Raw genomic sequence first — 16182 nt, 5'->3', positions numbered from 1 at the left:
CGCGCCGCGTCGGTCCGCGTCAGCGGCGCGCGGCGGGCGCTGCGGTCGACGTGGCGGCGGGCACCAGGTAGACGTCCACCGTCGTGTTCGCCGGGCCTCGCGCGGGGCCAGGTCCTGCTCCCGGCAGGAAACGCATGGTGCCGACGAAGACCGCGCCTTCGGGCGGCGGCGCGCCTTGCTCGCGCATCAGCAGGGCACCGGGGCCGGCGGTGCGCTGCGCGAGGTCCGCGTGCATCTGGCTGAAGGCGGCGAACTCCTCGTCGAACTGCTGCCCGAGCGCGTCGACACGCTCGCCGAGCGCGCCCACCTGCCCCGACAAGGAGTCGAGAGCCGCCTGCAGCGCCGCGATCTGTGCGGCGTGGTCGGGTTGCTCGTGCTCGACGCGGATCGTCAGGTTGTGCAGCTGGATGCGGCCGTGCTGCGTCGGATGGCGCGGAACGAGGTCGTAGAAGTTGGCCGAAGCCGGCATCGCATCGGTCAGCTGCCCCGTGGATGTCGAGGTCGCCGTGGCCGCACCGGCGAGCTGGAAGCGATAGACCTTGCCTCGACGAAGAAACGTGCTGAAGGTGATCGGCTGCGTGACGTTGTCTGCGGCGAAGTTGGGGATCGGGACCGGCACGCTGGCAATCGACTTGATGTTGGCGCCGCTGGCCGAGATGCCGCCCAGGTCCTGGTACGCGACATAGCTGTTGCGCTCGAGGTCGATCAGCGAGGCGCTGGCGGAGAAGCTGGCCTTCTTGCCCAGGGTCGACGTGACCTGACCGACCATGCCGTACTTGAACGTGAGGTTCACCAGGATGTCGGGCGCGGTCGGGTCCGAGGCCGCATCGCATTGGCCGGCGCCGGGTCGCGGCACGCAGAGGTCGACGTGGAGGGCGCCCCTCGCCGTGGCGGTCGCATTCAGGCGGAGCAGTGCTCCCCCGCTCTGCGCGAACAGGTGCATGTTCTGTGTCAGCGCATCCGCGCGGCCGAAGTCGACCCGCGCTTCGAGGCCCGCCTGGGTGCCGGGCCGTGGCGACTGCGCGATCACGCGTCCCGTCGCGGCGACGTTCTCGTGCACCTGGCCGGGCTGCAGCAGCAGTTGCGACGCCGCCGGCGTGGTGACGAGCAGCGTCGTGAGCGCGGTGCCGGCGGCGAGGCGGCGGGCCAGTGGGCTGTGCATGATGCTCTCCGGCGCGAGGGGCTGCTGCAGTCTGCGGCCGCTGCGCGCCGCTTGCCAATACGAGAGCGGCTAAGCAATGCGACTAAGCGCCTCGTCGACCGCCTCGAGCAGCCGGTGTGCCGGCACGGGCTTGAACAGCAGCGGCAGACCGAGCGCCTGCGCCTCGCGGATGCGATGCGGATGCGTGTCGCCGGTGATGACGATCGCCGGCACGCGGCGCCGCGTCGCGGCGTCGATCGCCTCGATCGCATCGAGGGCCGTCTTCTGCCCGGGCAGGCGGTAGTCGATCAGCGCCAGGTCGGGTGGCGGGCCCGCACCGGCGACGCGCCGGGCCTCTTCGACGCCGCCGGCCAGCCGCACCGCGTGGCCGTGCGCACACAGCAGCTGCGCCAGCGCGTCGCGCACCAGCGCGTCGTCGTCGACGACCAGCAGCGTCGCGCGGCGCGGCGCGGCCGGCACCGCGCCGGCGCGCTGCGCGAGCCGCGGCGACGGCTGACCCAGCGGCAGCGAGAAGGCGAACACGCTGCCGCGCCCGGGCGTCGAGCGCACCGTGACCTCGGTGCCGAGCAGGCGGCACAGGCGGCGCACGATGGCCAGCCCGAGGCCGGTGCCGCGCAGGCGGTCGCGTTCGGCGTTGTCCAGTTGCGTGAACTCGTCGAACACCGACGCCAGATGCTCGGGCGCGATGCCGATGCCGGTGTCCCACACCTGCACCAGGCAGGCGTCGCCGCGCCGGCGGAAGCCGATCAGCACGGCGCCTCGCTCGGTGTACTTGACCGCGTTGCCCACGAGGTTGACCAGCACGCGCTGCACCAGCGCAGGATCCGAGTGCAGCCACAGCTCGGGCGGGCAGCGCAGCCCCAGCGCCAGGCCCTTGCGCGCCGCCACCGGCTCGAACATCTCGATCAGCGGCTGGCCGGCGGCCTGCGCCGGGAACGTCGTGTCGGCGCGCTGCACGGCGCCGGCGTCGAGCAGCGAGACGTCGAGCAGCGTGTCGAGCATCTGTCGCGCCGCGCCGAGCGCGGCCTTCAGCCGATCGAGGGGCAGCTCGGTGCGCGCGCGCGTGCCCGGCCCGATCGCGCCGAGCAGCAGCAGCGCGGCGTGCATGGGCTGGCGGATGTCGTGGCTCGCGGCGGCGAGGAAGCGGTTCTTGGCCTCGTGGGCGCGCTCGGCCGCTTCGCGCGCGCGCTCGGCCTGGTCGCGCGCGTGCGTCAGCGCTTCGACCAGCTGCTGGTTGCTCAGGCGCAGCGCGACCGACTCGCGGATCACCGCCAGGTTGCGCCGGCCGAAGTGCAGCGTGGACAGGTAGTAGAAGACCGCCAGCCCGCCCATCGTCACCTGCTCGTCGATGCCCGACGCGAGCAGCAGGCCGACCAGCGGCCCCATCGTCAGCACCGTGTTGACGAGCAGGATGCGCGGCGTGCCGATCAGCGTCTGCGCGCCCCCGGCGATCAGGCCGCCGGCGAACAGCAGCTGGATCAGCAGCGCCGCGGTGTCGTCGCGCGGCGTGAGCAGCGGCAGCACCGACCAGGCCAGCGGCGCCAGCACCAGCCCCAGCGCCAGCAGCGGCAGCCGGCGCCGGAGTTCGTCGTGCGACCGCGGGCGCCGGCGATACCACAGGGCCACGTGCAGGCGCACCAGCGAGACGAGCACGTAGCCCGCCACCCACCAGGCCAGCGCCCCGGGCGGCACGTGCCGCGTCATGAGGGCCGCCAGCACGACGACCATCAGCGTCGTGGCCCCGGTCACGTACAGCAGGTGCGCGAACGACAGGCGCATGCACTCGCCGTCGATCGCACGACGCAGCGCCGGATCGGGCACCGCGTCGTGCGGCGTGGCGTTCACGCGGCGTCGCCGCGCGGGCGCCCGGCGACGTCCGGCCGGGCCAGCAGCGCCGCGCGCGAGCGCACGCCGTAGCGCCGGAAGATCGACGTGACGTGCACGCGCACCGTCGACTCGGCGATGTCGAGCAGGTCGGCGATGGCCTGGTTGCCGTGGCCGGCGACGACCAGGTCGAGCACCTGCCGCTCGCGCTGCGTCAGCCCTTCGGGGCCGCGGCGCAGTGCGCTGTCGTGCAGCACGACGTCGGGCACGTAGACGCCGCCGGCCAGCACCAGGCGCAGCGCGCCCAGCATCACCTGCGCGCCGGTCGACTTGGGGATGAAGCCGCTGGCGCCGGCGCGCAGCACGTCGGCGATCACCTGCGGCCGTTCGTCCGCCGAGACGGCGACGATGGGCGCGCCGCGCGCGCGTGCCGCCAGCATCGCCAGGGCCTGCAGGTGGCGCACGCCGGGCAGCATCAGGTCGAACAGCAGCAGGTCGGGCGCGCCGTCGGCCAGCGGCCCGTCGAGCGCCGCCTCGCAGCTCGACGAACGCGTCACGTGCACGTCGCCGGCCAGCTGCTCGAGCAGCAGCGCGAGCCCGTCGGCGAACAGCGCATGGTCGTCGACGATCAGCACCTGCAGCGCAGCCGCGGCGGGCCGTCGCGCGGGAGGGTGCGAAGCGTCGGTCATCTCGAAGGCCCGGGTGCCGAGCACCATAAGGCGGAGCGGCACCGACCCGGTATGGGCAATTTCCCGTGATCGGGGTCGCCGCTTCGCGGCGATGTCGTGGCCCGGGGCGCGGCGATGCGCGCCGGCACTCAGCGCGTGAACACCGAGGCGGCTTCGCCCAGCCGCGCGGCCACCGGGGCCGCGGCGTCGTCGCCGTGGCGCGCGTGCAGCGCGACCAGGTCGTCGGCCAGCGCGGCGAAGTGCGCGCCGCCTGCGCGGCACACACGCGTCAGCGCGCGCCCGGCGTCGCCGTCGCGCCACGCGGCGTACGCGCCGTGCAGCGCCGGGCACAGCGCGGCGCGCAGCCCGTCGAAGGTGGCGAACCAGAAGTGCAGCGCGCGGTCTTCGCCGCGTTCGAGCAGCGTCGGCAGCGTCGTCTCGAGGTCGGCGACCAGGTCGCGCACCGCGCGCAGCAGCAGGTCGGTGCGGCGGTCGATGCCCGGGGCCAGGCGCAGCGCGGCCCAGCCCGGGTCGAGCCGCCGGCCGGCGCGGTGCTCGCCGACCTCGTGCAGCACCAGCGTGGCGCCCTGCTCGTCGAGCAGGCGCGGCAGCGCGGCGTGGAAGTCGCGCTCGAGGCCGTAGGCGTCGACGACGGCCTTGAACGCGCCGTCGCCGCGGCGCACCGCGAAGGCCTCGAACTTCTCCCACACCCAGCGTGCCAGCGACTCGCGGCGCAGCACGACGGTGTTGCCGATCAGCGCCGCCGGCGGCGCGAACAGCCCGCGCGCCAGCTCGCGGCCGCACACCTGCAGCGTCAGCCCGTCGTCGAGGCGCTGCAGCGTCTCGAGCTCGGCGAGGAAGAAGCCGGGCCGCTCGCGTGCGGCCAGCGCGGCGCCGTAGGCCAGCCCGCGGGCGGCCAGCGGCGGGCCGATCGCATCGACGTCGAAGGCGTCGAGCGCCGCCGGCGCATCGGCGTCGTCCCGTGCCGGCGGCGGCAGCGCGACGAAGTCGCTGCCCTCGAGCCGCTCCCACTCGCGCTCGCGCTGCGCGATCCACGCGCCCACCGCCTCGCGCGGCAGCGGCGCGCCCAGCGGCAGGCCTTGCTCCCAGCGGTAGAACTCGCGCATCTGCAGCAGGTAGGTGCACAGCGTCAGGTCGGCGGCGTGGCGCGCGTCGGCGATGTGGCAGTTGGTCTGCACCGCGGCGGCCAGCGCGGCGAGGTCGGTCGACGTCATCGCGGCTGCGGGCGGTGGCGCCGCCGCGGCTGCCACGCGGCGAGCGCGGGCACGATCTCGCCCCACGGCGCGTCGACCAGGCTGCCCCAGCGCTGCTGCGCCAGCGCCACCATGCGGTGCACGTCGGGCACGTCGGCGTCGAGCACGCGCTGCAGCGCGAGCAGCCCGCCGCACTGCAGCTGCAGCGCCTTGGCGTGCACCAGCGGCGTGCCGTGGCGCGGCAGTCTCAGCGCGAAGGTGGCGCGCTCGCGCAGCAGCGCGGCCAGCGTGCCGCAGTTGGTGTGCGCCACCGGCGACGCGCAGCGCACGAGCTCGCTCTCGCCCACCGTGCCGCGCCGCGCCAGCTCGCAGCCGACGCTGCGCGCGACGACGGCCTTCGCGAACACGCACGACGCCGGCCCGCCGCAGCACCCTCCGCCCGGGGGTGCTGCGCCGTCGCCGACGTCGGTGTCGCCCATGCCCGCGGTCGCGCCGTGCGCGCTCAGTCGTCCTCGCCGATCGTCGGGCGGGGCTCGCGCGCCTGGCCGAGCAGGTCCTCGGCCGCGAGCTCGTTGTCGGCGAACATCACCTTCACGCGCCCGGGCGTGCCCGGCGCGTCGGCGGCGCGCAGCGCCTTGGCGTGCGCCGACGCGTCGCGGAACGACGCGAACTCGGCCAGCTTGGTCAGCACGCCGAGCGTGCCGACGCGGTAGACGTAGTAGGGCATCGCGAGGCGCCTCTCGTGGGTCAGACGTAACGTTTGGACGCGCGCCGCCGCCCCGGCAGCGCCTTCTGGATGACCACGCCGCGCACCGCCGACAGGTCGGCCAGCGGCAGGTCCGGCCAGGCCGGGTCGAGCGCGTGCAGCCGCCAGCGGCCATCGCCGTCGTCGCACAGCTGGCGGAAGATCCACTCGCCGTCGTGCAGCGCGAGGACGAACGACCCGTCGCGCACCGCGCCGTCGGGTTCGACGACGATGATCTCGCCGTCGTTGAACTCGGGCGCCATGCTGTGGCCGATCACGCGCAGCGCGAACGACTCGCCGCCGCTGCAGTCGGCCTCGAGGGACCGCGGGGGCGTCGGCGCGTTCACACCACCTCGGCGAAGCGCTGGATCTTCGGCACCCCGGCGGCGGCGAGCTGCGCGTCGAGCGTGGCCACGAAGGCCTCGGGGCCGGCGACGTAGAAGTCGCAGTCGATGTCGAACAGGTCGGCGCGCATCGCCTGCGCCATCTGGCGAGCGCCCTCGGCGGGGTCGTCGTGGCGGCTGAGCGTGACCTCGAAGGCGTCGAGCGCCTCCGACCAGGCGCGGCACTGGTTGGCCAGGAAGTGCCCGTCGGGCCGCGTGGCCAGCCAAAACAGCGCCAGCGACGGCGCGGCGTCGAGCGCCAGCGCGTGCTCGATCAGGCTCTTCACCGGCGCGAAGCCGGTGTCGCAGGCGGCGAACACCAGCGCGCGCGGGCTGTCGGCGAGCACGAACTCGCCCAGCGGGCCCCACACGGTCACCGCCTGCCCCTGGCGCAGCGCGCCGGCGAACAGGTGGCGGGCGAACGCGTCGTCGTCGTCGCGCGCGACGTAGAAGTGCAGGTTGCGGTCGTCGCAGGGGCAGCTCGCGACCGGGTAGGTGGCGTGCACGTCGTCGCCGCCGGCGGCGATCCCGAGCGTCACCGACTGTCCGGCGAGGAAGCGCAGCCGGTGCGTGCGCGGCGTCTGCAGGTGCAGCAGCCGCGTGTCGGGCGCCAGCTCGGTGACCGCGCGCACGGTGGTCGTGATCTGCTGCGGCGCGATGTCCTGCGGCCCGCGCGCCTCGAGCGTCTCGAGCACCAGCTCGCTGCTGGCCACGGTGTGCGCGCACATCAGCGTGTAGCCGGCGAGCCGCTCGGCCTCGGACAGCGGGTAGTCGAAGTGCTGGACCTTGGCCACCTCGCCACTGATCACGCGCACCTTGCACATGCCGCAGCTGCCGTTGCCGCAGCCGTAGTTCAGCTTCAGCCCGGCGCGCAGCCCGGCCTGCAGCAGCGTGTCGTGGCCCTCGACGCTGAACTCGTGTCCGCTGGGGCGCAGCGTGACCTGCGCGGTCATCACCTTGAGCATGTCGTCCATCACGTCGAGCACGTCGACCGATTCGGTGGCCAGCACGCGCGCCAGGCCGCGGTCGGCCTCGCGCTGCAGCGCCTGCCAGCGCACATCATCGCGCGCCGCCTCGGCCTCGGTGCGGATGCGCCCGCGCAAGTCCATCAGCAGCGCGTGGTAACGCTCGAGGTGGCGCCGCACGTCGGCCAGTTCCTGCGTCTGCGCGAACAGCCGCTGCGCCAGCACCTCCTGGCTGGGCAGCAGGCGCTCGCGCACGCGGCGTCCGAAGGCCTCCTCCTTGATGCGCGCGACCCGCTCGAGCATGCCGGTCTCCTCGAGCTGGGCCTGCGGGTACAGGCGCAGCAACGCCTCGGTGGGCACGCGGCCGTCGTCGCTGACCTGCAGCTCGCCGTCGCGGATGCGCTGCTGCAGCGCCCCGCGCGACACGCCCACCAGCTGCGCGGCGCGCCACACCGTCACCCACTGCGCCATGCGTCGGCTCCGGCGGCGTGCACGCGGTCGAGAAAACGCGCGCGGTACAGCAGGCGCGGGCGTCGCGGGTCGTCGACGAAGGCGCTGCGCGCGTGCAGCACGTTGTGGCCGACGATGCCCATGCCGGCGTCGAGCCGCAGCCGCAGCACCTGCGGCGCGCCACCGGCCAGCAGCGCCTCGAGGCAGGCCAGCGCGGCGCGCGTCGCGGCGTCGTCCTTCCACGCGATGCTGCGCGTGCGCGCCGTGTAGCGCATGTGCAGCGCGCCGGCGTCGTCGAAGGAGAACACCGGCCCCGGCTGCGCCGGGCGCGCGACGCCGCCGTCGTCGGCCTCGCGTGCCGGGATCGTCATCGCGTCGTCGGCCATCAGCGCCGCGACGTGACGCGCGTCGGCGTCGCGCAGCGCGATGTAGGCGATCTCGGGGTCGAGCAGCGAGTTGATGCCGCCCTCGGCCGCCGGGCGCACGCAGTGCAGCAGCATGCCGTGGATGCGCCGGCCGGCCGGGTGGTAATAGCCGTCGGTGTGCCAGCCGATCGCGCGGTCGGTGTAGGGGATGAACTCACCGCGGGTGCCGCCGTGCTCCGAGACGGTGATGTGCGACACGCCGTCGTCCTCGGCGAGCCAGTTCGCGTCCAGCCGCAGCAGCCCCAGCTGGCGGCCGAGCGCGCGCGGCAGCGACGCGTCGACCGCGGCCGGGGGCGCGCGGTACACCGCCATGTTGGCGCGCGCGATGCGCTCGAGCAGCGCGTCGCGCTCCGACGTCGTCAGCGCGAACGGGTCGGCGACCTCGACGACGAGGTCGTCGGCGCTGCGCGGGTGCACCGCGAGCTTCCAGTCGCGCCAGCGGCGGTACGCGCTGGCGTTGCCGAGGTCGAACGGACCGTCCGAGGCGGTCGGGCGCTGGCGGGCGGCGAGCGTGTCCATGCCGGTCGGGGTCAGTCCGCGCCGAGCGCCGAGGCGCGGCGCGGCCGCGGCTCGGTCGAGAACACGCCGTCCATGCCGCGCGTGACCAGCGTCACCGCCTCGGGCACCTCGATGTCCATCACCTGGTCGAGCACCCAGCGCCGGTCCTTCTCGGGCAGCAGCGGCTCGACGCGGCTGCCCAGGTAGCGGCGAAAGCCGAAGTCGGGGCCGTCGTCGCCGAAGCCGAACTCGGCGTAGTGGGCCGACAGCTCGTTGCAGAGGTCGATGAAACGCTCGCGGTACGACGGTGCGCCGGCCTCGACCGGGCCGAGCAGGTCGCCCTCGTTCTCCTCGAGGTAGTCGGCGCAGCGCAGCACCAGCGCGGTGGTGAACGCGGCGCGCGACGCGGCGTCCAGCCGCGCGTAGGCGAGGCGGTCGGCGACCTGCACGAGGAACGCCAGCACCTCGCGCATGAACGCGAAGTACGGCACGCCGACGTCGATGTCGAAGCCGGCCTTGCGCATGCGGTCGAGCATGTTGCGCGCGACGCGCCAGACGATGAATCCGATCGCCCCGGCGTTCTGCTCGGGCGTCTTCGGTTGCTCCGGCTTGAACCAGTGCGTCTTCAGGCGCATCGCCATGCGGCACGTCCTCCGGCCGGGGTCGCCCGGCTGCCCTGCGCGAGCGCAGCGAAGCCCCCTGCCAGCGGCCGCCGCGGATCCGGCCTCGCCGGTGCGCCGGCGGCGTCCCCCTGGGGGGGCGCGCCGAAGGCGCTTCGGGGGGAGGCCATCAATACCCCCCCTTGCCGTACGGCTGCGGCAGCCCGGCCACCTTCGCGCCCTGCTTGGCCGGGCCCAGCGGGAACAGGTCGTACAGCGTCTTGCTGTCGCAGCCGGGCAGCACGCCATCGGCCACCCCCTTGAGCATGTTGCGGAAGTTCGGCGTGTGGCCGTGCTCGCGGTACTCGTCGCGCAGGAACGCGATCACCTTCCAGTGCGCGTCGGTCAGCGTGATGCCCTCGGCGGCGGCGATCACGCGCACGATCTCCTCGCCGTAGTCGGGCTCGAGCAGGTAGCCCTGGTCGTCGGTGTCGAGTTCCTGGCCGTCGACGACGTATCCCATGTCGGTGGTCTCCTGGTGGCGGGGGTGAAGGTCGGTCGCACCGGCACGCAGTCGTTCAGCCGCCGACCGCGGCAGCGGAGCGGTGCGGCACGAACAGCCCGCAGCCGAGGCGGCGGTGGCCGCCGACGCCGGCCTCGAGCACGCGCAGCGACGCCGCGACGGCCAGCCCGTGCAGCATCAGGCTGAACCCGCCGAGCGGCGCGACGCCGCCGCGGATCAGCTGGCGCCGCCCGCACACGCGGCGGCACGCGGCGCCCAGCGCGTCGAGCTCGGCGTCGACCGCCGCGAGGAACGCGCGCTCGTCGTGGCCGTCGGCCGCGTCGCTGGCCACGAAGTGCGCGTACAGCGTATTGTGCGGCAGCAGTTCGCGCAGGTGCGGCTCGCCCAGGCGCACGCGGTGGCCGCCGACGTCGAGCTCGCGCCCGGCCAGCGCGCGCTGCAGCGCCTCGGCGTGCGGGCGCGCAACGCGCAGCAGCAGCCGCGCACGGCCCGACAGCAGCGCCGGGTCGCCGCTGCCGTGCACCAGGTTCACCGGGTGCAGCCCGGCGCCGGGCAGCTCGCGCAGCCACGGCGCCGCGGCGTCGAGCGCGTCGGCCAGCGCCAGCCGGTGGTCGCGCGGCAGGCTGCGCCCCTCGAGCGGGAACGCGACGTCGACCATCGTCGCGGTCGGCGGCGTGTCGTCGTCGGGGTCGTCGAAGGTGCCGTTCACGGCGCGGGCCCGGGCTGGCTGCGCGCCCACGCCAGCAGCGCCTCGCCCCAGGCGCGCGCGGTCAGCGGGTCGACGTCGAACACGGTGAAACGGCTGCCCTCGCGGATGCGCGTGCGCAGCAGGCTCATGCCGCCGGCGTCGTGGTCGACCTGCTGCAGCTCGATGTGCTGGCCGCCCAAGGGCACGCGCAGCTGGGTGACGGGAGTGACGCGGGGCATGACGGCGCGGCCCGGGACAGGGGGCCGAAGGCGGCATTGAGCGCGGCCGCGCGTGTCGCCGTCCATACCCGGCACGGGGGATCGGCGCATAACCCATCCGGGTAGTGTCCTCACCCCCTATCCGGTCTATCGTTGGCTACCCGACGCGGGTGATAGCGCCGCGCGTCGGGTCGCCCGCAGAATGCCCGGACGTCGCGCCACGAGCCGCTCGCAGAGGCGGCCGCGCAGCCGCCGCGGCGCGCAAGCTACCGACGCTGGCCACCCAAGGAGACCACGCATGGCCAAGAAGATGCACGACACGCCGATGCTCGACGAGCTCGAGACCGGCCCCTGGCCCAGCTTCGTCAGCGGACTGAAGCGCCTGGCCCAGGACAAGGACTACGTCGTCGACCTGCTCGGCACGCTCGAGACCTCGTACCGCACCAAGAAGGGCTACTGGAAGGGCGGCACGGTCGGCGTGTTCGGCTACGGCGGCGGCGTGATCCCGCGCTTCACCGAGCTGAAGAACGAGGACGGCACGCCGGTGTTCCCCGACGCGGCCGAGCTGCACACGCTGCGCGTGCAGCCGCCGCCGGGCATGCACTACACGACCGACATCCTGCGCAAGATGTGCGACATCTGGGAGAAGCACGGCACCGGGCTGATCGCGTTCCACGGCCAGTCCGGCGACATCATGTTCCAGGGCGCCACCACGCCGAAGGTGCAGGAGGCGTTCGACGAGCTCAACGAGCTGGGCTTCGACCTCGGCGGCGCCGGCCCGGCGGTGCGCACCTCGATGAGCTGCGTCGGCGCGGCGCGCTGCGAGCAGAGCTGCTACGACGAGGGCCGCGCGCACCGGCAGGTGATCAACACCTTCACCGACGACATCCACCGCCCGGCGCTGCCGTACAAGTTCAAGTTCAAGTTCAGCGGCTGCCCGAACGACTGCATGAACTCGATCCAGCGCGCCGACATGGCGGTCATCGGCACCTGGCGCGACAACATGCGCACCGACGAGGCGCTGGCGCGCAAGTGGTTCGACAAGCACGGCATGAACGAGCTGGTCAACGACGTCGTCGCGCGCTGCCCGACCAAGGCGATCCAGCTCAAGGAAGTCAAGGACCTGCGCAGCGGCGACAAGATCTCCAGCGTCAAGGTCAGCGACACGCACGCGCTCGAGATCGACAACGGCGACTGCGTGCGCTGCATGCACTGCATCAACGTGATGACCGGCGCGCTGGCGCACGGCACCGACACCGGCGCGACGATCCTCGTCGGCGGCAAGCGCACGCTGAAGATCGGCGACCTGATGGGCACCGTCGTGATGCCGTTCATGCCGCTGAAGACCGACGAGGACTACGACGCGCTCGTCGACCTGGGGCAGCGCGTGATCGACTTCTTCGCCGAGAACGCGCTCGAGCACGAGCGCACCGGCGAGATGATCGAGCGCATCGGCCTCGTGAACTTCCTCGAGGGCGTCGGCGTCGACATCGACCCGAACATGGTCTCCAGCCCGCGCACCAACCCGTACGTGCGCACCGACGGCTGGGACGAGGAAGTCGCGAAGATCAACGCGAAGAAGAAGGCGGCCTGACGAGGAGACCACGATGGCCCATCGCACCCCGATCGAGAGCGGAGCGCCGGACAACAAGCAGTTCATGCATCCGACGCTGCTGAAGAACTACGGCAACTGGAAGTACCACGACCGCCCGCGCCCCGGCGTGCTGCACCACGTGTCGCACACCGGCGACGAGGTGTGGACCGTGCGCGCCGGCACGCAGCGGCAGATGGACGTCTGGACGGTGCGCAAGCTGTGCGACATCGCCGACACCTACGCCGACGGCCACGTGCGCTTCACGATCCGCAGCAACATCGAGTTCATGGTGGCCGACCCGAACAAGGTCGCGCCGCTCATCAACGCGCTGACCGAGAGCGGCTTCCCGGTCGGCGGCACCGGCAACTCGGTGTCGATGATCGCGCACACCCAGGGCTGGCTGCACTGCGACATCCCGGGCACCGACGCCTCGGGCGCCGTGAAGGCGCTGATGGACGAGCTCTACGAGGAGTTCGTCAAGGAGGAGATGCCCAACCGCGTGCACCTGAGCACGAGCTGCTGCGAGATCAACTGCGGCGGCCAGGCCGACATCGCGATCGTCATCCAGCACACCAAGCCGCCGAAGATCAACCACGACCTGGTGGCCAACGTCTGCGAGCGCCCGGCGGTGGTCGCGCGCTGCCCGGTGGCGGCGATCCGACCGGCGCTGGTCAACGGCAAGCCGTCGCTCGAGGTCGACGAGAAGAAGTGCATCTGCTGCGGCGCCTGCTACCCGCCGTGCCCGCCGATGCAGATCAACGACCCGGAGCACTCGAAGTTCGCGATCTGGGTCGGCGGCAAGAACAGCAACGCACGCGGCAAGCCGACCTTCATGAAGATGGTCGCCTCGGGGCTGCCGAACAACCCGCCGCGCTGGCCGGAGGTCTCGGCGATCGTCAAGAAGATCCTCTACACCTACAAGCACGACGCGCGGCCGTGGGAGCGCCTGAGCGACTGGGTCGAGCGCATCGGCTGGCCGCGCTTCTTCGAGAAGTGCGACCTGCCGTTCACGAAGTACCTGATCGACGACTGGCGCGGCTCGCGGCACAACCTGAACGCGTCGACGCACATCAGGTTCTGAGATGAAGTTCACCCTGCTGGTCAGCGAAGGGCCGTACACGCACCAGGCGAGCGACACCGCGTACCAGTTCGCGGCCGCGGCTGTTCGCCAGGGGCACGAGGTGATGCGCGTGTTCTTCTACCACGACGGCGTCTACAACGCGACCAAGCTCACCGAGCCGCCCCAGGACGACCGCCACATCGTCAACCGCTGGTCGGCGCTGAACGAGCAGCACGGGGTGGACCTCGTCGTGTGCGTCGCCGCGGCGCTGCGCCGCGGCATCAAGGACGAGGTGCTGGCGCCGGGGTTCCGCATCAGCGGGCTCGGCCAGCTGGTCGACGGCGGCATCAAGAGCGACCGCACGGTCACCTTCGGCGACTGAGGGAACATGAAGCCATGAAGAAGTTCATGTTCGTCAACCGCAAGGCGCCGTACGGCACGATCTACGCGCTCGAGAGTCTGGAGGTCGTGCTGATCACCGCCACGTTCGACCAGGACGTGAGCCTGGTGTTCGTCGACGACGGCGTCTACGAACTCGTGAAGGGCCAGGACACCAAGGCCATCGGCATCAAGAACCACTCGAAGACCTACCGCGCGCTCGAGGGCTACGACATCGAGAAGCTGTACGTCGAGCGCGAGTCGATGGACGCGCGCGGGCTGTCCGAGGACGACCTGATCGTCGACGTCGAGGTGCTGTCCAGCGCCGAGCTCGCCGACCTGATGGCCGAACAGGACGTGGTGCTGTCGTTCTGACCCCGGGAACCCCGAGATGCTGCACATCGTCAACAAGTCGCCCGCGATGACCACCGCCCTGGCCAGCTGCCTGCGCCTGGCCAAGGACGGGCAGTCGCTGCTGCTGATCGAGGACGGCGTGTATGCCGCGACCACCGCGATGGCCGCCAGCAGCGGCGTCGCCGCGGCGGCGTCACGGCTGAAGGTCTACGTGCTGCAGCCCGACCTCGAGGCGCGTGGCGTCGCATCGCGCCTGATCGACGGCGTGACCGCCGTCGACTACGCCGGCTTCGTCGACCTGGTCGCCGAGCACCCCACCAACCAGTCCTGGCTTTGAGATGGCCCAGTCCCGTCGCGTCCGCGGCGCCATGGCCCGCTGACCTCAGCCCGCCCCCTTCCCACCCCCGCCCGAGGAGAACGAGATGCCGATCGAAGTCAACGGACAGTCCTACGAAACCGACGAGGAAGGCTATCTCGTCAACCTGTCCGACTGGAACGAGGACATCGCCAACGTCATCGCCCAGCAGGAGAACGTCGAGATGACGCCCAACCACTGGGAGGTCGTCAACTTCCTGCGCGACTACTACAACGAGTACCAGATCGCGCCCGCGGTGCGCGTGCTGACCAAGGCCATCGGCAAGCAGCTCGGGCCCGACAAGGGCAACAGCAAGTACCTGTACGAGCTGTTCCCCTACGGCCCGGCGAAGCAGGCGTGCAAGATCGCCGGCCTGCCCAAGCCCACCGGCTGCGTCTGAGGCGGCGGGCGACGGCACGGACCGCGGAGGCACGGCCATGTCGGCGCTGTCGCTGGTGTATGCCGCGCTGTTCTACGTCGCGACCGCGCTGTTCGTTGCCGGCCTGGCGCTGAAGATCCGGCGTTACCTGGCGACGCCGGCGCCGCTGAAGATCCCGACCACGCCGGCGCCGACCACCGGCGGCGGCGCCGCGCTGCGCATGGCACGCGAGGTGGTGTTCTTCGAGAGCCTGTTCAAGTCCAACAAGTGGACCTGGGCCTTCGGCTGGCTGTTCCACGCCGCGCTGCTGCTGGTGCTGCTGCGCCACCTGCGCTACTTCCAGCAGCCGGTGTGGGAGCCGGTGCTGTGGGTGCAGGCGATCGGCACCTACGCCGGCTTCGCGATGGTCGCCGGGCTGGCCGGGCTGTGGGCCCGGCGCTTCCTCGTCGACCGCGTGCGCTACATCTCCACGCCGTCGGACCACCTGCACCTGGCGCTGCTGGCGGCGATCGGCGTCTCGGGGCTGGGCATGCGCTTCGTCGCGCACACCGACATCGTCGCGCTGAAGGCCTTCATGCTCGGGCTGATGCGTTTCGACATCCAGCCGCTGCCGGCCGACCCGCTGCTGCTCGTGCACCTGACGCTGGTCGCGCTGCTGATGATCGTGTTCCCGATCAGCAAGCTGCTGCACGCGCCGGGGTTGCTGTTCAGCCCGACGCGCTACCAGGTCGACAACCCGCGCGAGGCGCGCCACGTCGCGTCGTGGGCGGCGGCGCTGGACAAATGACCTCGCCACGAAGCGACCTTCGGTCGCCTCCCCCCCGGGGGGGCGCCGCCAGCGGACCGGCGCAGCCGGATCCGCGGCGGCTGCTCGACGCCTCTCGGTTCATCCGCCGTGGACGCTGCCTGCGCGGCGTCGGCACCTGACATGGCCACCGCCAAGTTCGAGACGCCCGCGCTCAAGCCGTACCCGGTGATCCCGCTGGTCGCCGAGGGGGCGATGGCGCACAGCCGGCCGTTCGTCGCGTCGCCGCAGATCCAGGGCAACATCGGCTTTCCCGGCGAGCTCGCCGACGGCTGGGAGCAGCGCGCGATCGCGAAGATGGGCGAGCTGCTGGGCAAGTACCGCAGCCTGCAGGTCTACATGGACGCCTGCGTGCACTGCGGCGCCTGCTCCGACAAGTGCCACTACTACCTGGGCACCGGCGACCCGAAGAACATGCCGGTGGCGCGCCAGGACCTGATGCGCAAGGTCTACCGGCGCTACTTCACGTTCGCCGGCAAGCACTTCCCCAAGCTGGTGGGCGCGGCCGACCTGACGCGCGAAGTGCTCGACGAGTGGTACAGCTACTACCACCAGTGCTCCGAGTGCCGGCGCTGCAGCGTGTTCTGCCCCTACGGCATCGACACCGCCGAGGTCACGATGGCCGCGCGCGAGATCATGGACTCGGTGGGCCTGGGGCAGAAGTACAGCAACGAGATCATCGGCAAGGTCCACAAGATCGGCAACAACCTCGGCCTGCCGGGGCCGGCGCTCGAGGACACGCTCGCCGGCCTCGAGGAGGACGTCAAGGACGACACCGGCGTCGACGTGCGCTACCCGATGGACGTGAAGGGCGCCGAGGTGCTGCTGATCACGCCGAGCGCCGACTTCTTCGCCGAGCCGCACGTCGAGAGCCTGATCGGCTACGGCAAGGTGT

General features: G+C 72.3%; 21 protein-coding genes. 8 read left to right on the top strand and 13 right to left on the bottom strand.

What is annotated here, in order from left to right:
• Positions 1 to 19 precede the first annotated feature (19 nt).
• From PKC53_RS03975 to PKC53_RS03915, 13 genes are all read right to left on the bottom strand, one after another.
• On the bottom strand, positions 20 to 1162 hold the full coding sequence (locus PKC53_RS03975; RefSeq protein WP_324426543.1) for a hypothetical protein: 1143 nt from the start codon (positions 1160 to 1162) through the stop codon (positions 20 to 22).
• Positions 1163 to 1231: 69 nt separating this feature from the next.
• Positions 1232 to 3007, bottom strand: coding sequence for an ATP-binding protein (locus PKC53_RS03970; RefSeq protein WP_324426541.1), 1776 nt, complete (start codon positions 3005 to 3007; stop codon positions 1232 to 1234).
• Entirely contained in the window at positions 3004 to 3675 is a 672-nt protein-coding gene (locus PKC53_RS03965; protein ID WP_324426539.1) for a response regulator transcription factor, read from the bottom strand. The genes PKC53_RS03970 and PKC53_RS03965 overlap by 4 nt, the downstream gene beginning before the upstream one ends.
• A gap of 128 nt (positions 3676 to 3803) precedes the next feature.
• Positions 3804 to 4889 carry an Sfum_1244 family protein gene (locus PKC53_RS03960; RefSeq protein WP_324426537.1) on the bottom strand — a complete coding sequence of 362 codons (1086 nt, stop codon included), beginning with the start codon at positions 4887 to 4889 and terminating at the stop codon, positions 3804 to 3806.
• Entirely contained in the window at positions 4886 to 5275 is a 390-nt protein-coding gene (locus PKC53_RS03955) for a hypothetical protein (protein WP_324426535.1), read from the bottom strand. The genes PKC53_RS03960 and PKC53_RS03955 overlap by 4 nt, the downstream gene beginning before the upstream one ends.
• A 95-nt stretch (positions 5276 to 5370) precedes the next feature.
• Positions 5371 to 5595: a hypothetical protein gene (locus tag PKC53_RS03950; protein WP_324426533.1), complete on the bottom strand. Its 225-nt coding sequence runs from the start codon at positions 5593 to 5595 to the stop codon at positions 5371 to 5373.
• 20 nt (positions 5596 to 5615) lie between these two features.
• Complete coding sequence (locus tag PKC53_RS03945; RefSeq protein ID WP_324426531.1) at positions 5616 to 5960, bottom strand: S24 family peptidase; 345 nt, start codon at positions 5958 to 5960, stop codon at positions 5616 to 5618.
• On the bottom strand, positions 5957 to 7432 hold the full coding sequence (locus tag PKC53_RS03940) for a 2Fe-2S iron-sulfur cluster-binding protein (RefSeq protein WP_324426530.1): 1476 nt from the start codon (positions 7430 to 7432) through the stop codon (positions 5957 to 5959). The genes PKC53_RS03945 and PKC53_RS03940 overlap by 4 nt, the downstream gene beginning before the upstream one ends.
• Complete coding sequence (locus PKC53_RS03935) at positions 7417 to 8355, bottom strand: TauD/TfdA family dioxygenase (protein ID WP_324426529.1); 939 nt, start codon at positions 8353 to 8355, stop codon at positions 7417 to 7419. The genes PKC53_RS03940 and PKC53_RS03935 overlap by 16 nt, the downstream gene beginning before the upstream one ends.
• A gap of 11 nt (positions 8356 to 8366) precedes the next feature.
• Positions 8367 to 8975, bottom strand: coding sequence for a hypothetical protein (locus tag PKC53_RS03930; protein WP_324426527.1), 609 nt, complete (start codon positions 8973 to 8975; stop codon positions 8367 to 8369).
• Positions 8976 to 9123: 148 nt separating this feature from the next.
• Positions 9124 to 9456 carry a TusE/DsrC/DsvC family sulfur relay protein gene (locus PKC53_RS03925; RefSeq protein WP_324426525.1) on the bottom strand — a complete coding sequence of 111 codons (333 nt, stop codon included), beginning with the start codon at positions 9454 to 9456 and terminating at the stop codon, positions 9124 to 9126.
• A gap of 55 nt (positions 9457 to 9511) precedes the next feature.
• On the bottom strand, positions 9512 to 10165 hold the full coding sequence (cas6, locus tag PKC53_RS03920; protein WP_324426523.1) for a type I-MYXAN CRISPR-associated protein Cas6/Cmx6: 654 nt from the start codon (positions 10163 to 10165) through the stop codon (positions 9512 to 9514).
• Positions 10162 to 10383, bottom strand: a complete 222-nt coding sequence (locus PKC53_RS03915) for a hypothetical protein (protein ID WP_324426521.1) — start codon at positions 10381 to 10383, stop codon at positions 10162 to 10164. The genes cas6 and PKC53_RS03915 overlap by 4 nt, the downstream gene beginning before the upstream one ends.
• 277 nt (positions 10384 to 10660) lie before the next feature.
• Between PKC53_RS03915 and dsrA the strand changes: the two genes are divergently transcribed.
• The 8 genes from dsrA to PKC53_RS03875 all read left to right on the top strand — a co-directional run.
• Positions 10661 to 11956 (top strand): dissimilatory-type sulfite reductase subunit alpha, encoded by a 1296-nt coding sequence (gene dsrA / locus PKC53_RS03910; protein ID WP_324426520.1) that lies wholly within the window; start codon positions 10661 to 10663, stop codon positions 11954 to 11956.
• A 13-nt stretch (positions 11957 to 11969) separates the two neighbouring features.
• Positions 11970 to 13037 (top strand): dissimilatory-type sulfite reductase subunit beta, encoded by a 1068-nt coding sequence (gene dsrB, locus PKC53_RS03905; RefSeq protein ID WP_324426519.1) that lies wholly within the window; start codon positions 11970 to 11972, stop codon positions 13035 to 13037.
• 1 nt (position 13038) lies between these two features.
• Positions 13039 to 13398, top strand: coding sequence for a sulfurtransferase complex subunit TusD (gene tusD / locus PKC53_RS03900; RefSeq protein ID WP_324426518.1), 360 nt, complete (start codon positions 13039 to 13041; stop codon positions 13396 to 13398).
• A gap of 14 nt (positions 13399 to 13412) precedes the next feature.
• On the top strand, positions 13413 to 13769 hold the full coding sequence (gene tusC, locus PKC53_RS03895; protein WP_324426517.1) for a sulfurtransferase complex subunit TusC: 357 nt from the start codon (positions 13413 to 13415) through the stop codon (positions 13767 to 13769).
• 16 nt (positions 13770 to 13785) lie between these two features.
• The gene (gene tusB, locus PKC53_RS03890) at positions 13786 to 14085 is read left to right on the top strand and encodes a sulfurtransferase complex subunit TusB (protein WP_324426516.1); all 300 of its coding nucleotides are present in this window, start codon (positions 13786 to 13788) and stop codon (positions 14083 to 14085) included.
• Positions 14086 to 14170: 85 nt separating this feature from the next.
• Positions 14171 to 14503 carry a TusE/DsrC/DsvC family sulfur relay protein gene (locus PKC53_RS03885; protein ID WP_324426515.1) on the top strand — a complete coding sequence of 111 codons (333 nt, stop codon included), beginning with the start codon at positions 14171 to 14173 and terminating at the stop codon, positions 14501 to 14503.
• Between the two features lie 37 nt (positions 14504 to 14540).
• On the top strand, positions 14541 to 15269 hold the full coding sequence (locus PKC53_RS03880; RefSeq protein WP_324426514.1) for a respiratory nitrate reductase subunit gamma: 729 nt from the start codon (positions 14541 to 14543) through the stop codon (positions 15267 to 15269).
• A gap of 141 nt (positions 15270 to 15410) precedes the next feature.
• On the top strand, positions 15411 to 16182 hold a 772-nt coding region (locus tag PKC53_RS03875; protein WP_324426512.1), incomplete at its 3' end, for a (Fe-S)-binding protein.

This window comes from Azohydromonas sp. (assembly GCF_035325925.1).
In the GTDB taxonomy this organism is placed as follows: Bacteria; Pseudomonadota; Gammaproteobacteria; order Burkholderiales; family Burkholderiaceae_C; genus Calidifontimicrobium.
The sequence above is the reverse complement of the archived record's forward strand: the minus strand, read 5'-3'. Positions and strand labels throughout refer to the sequence as shown.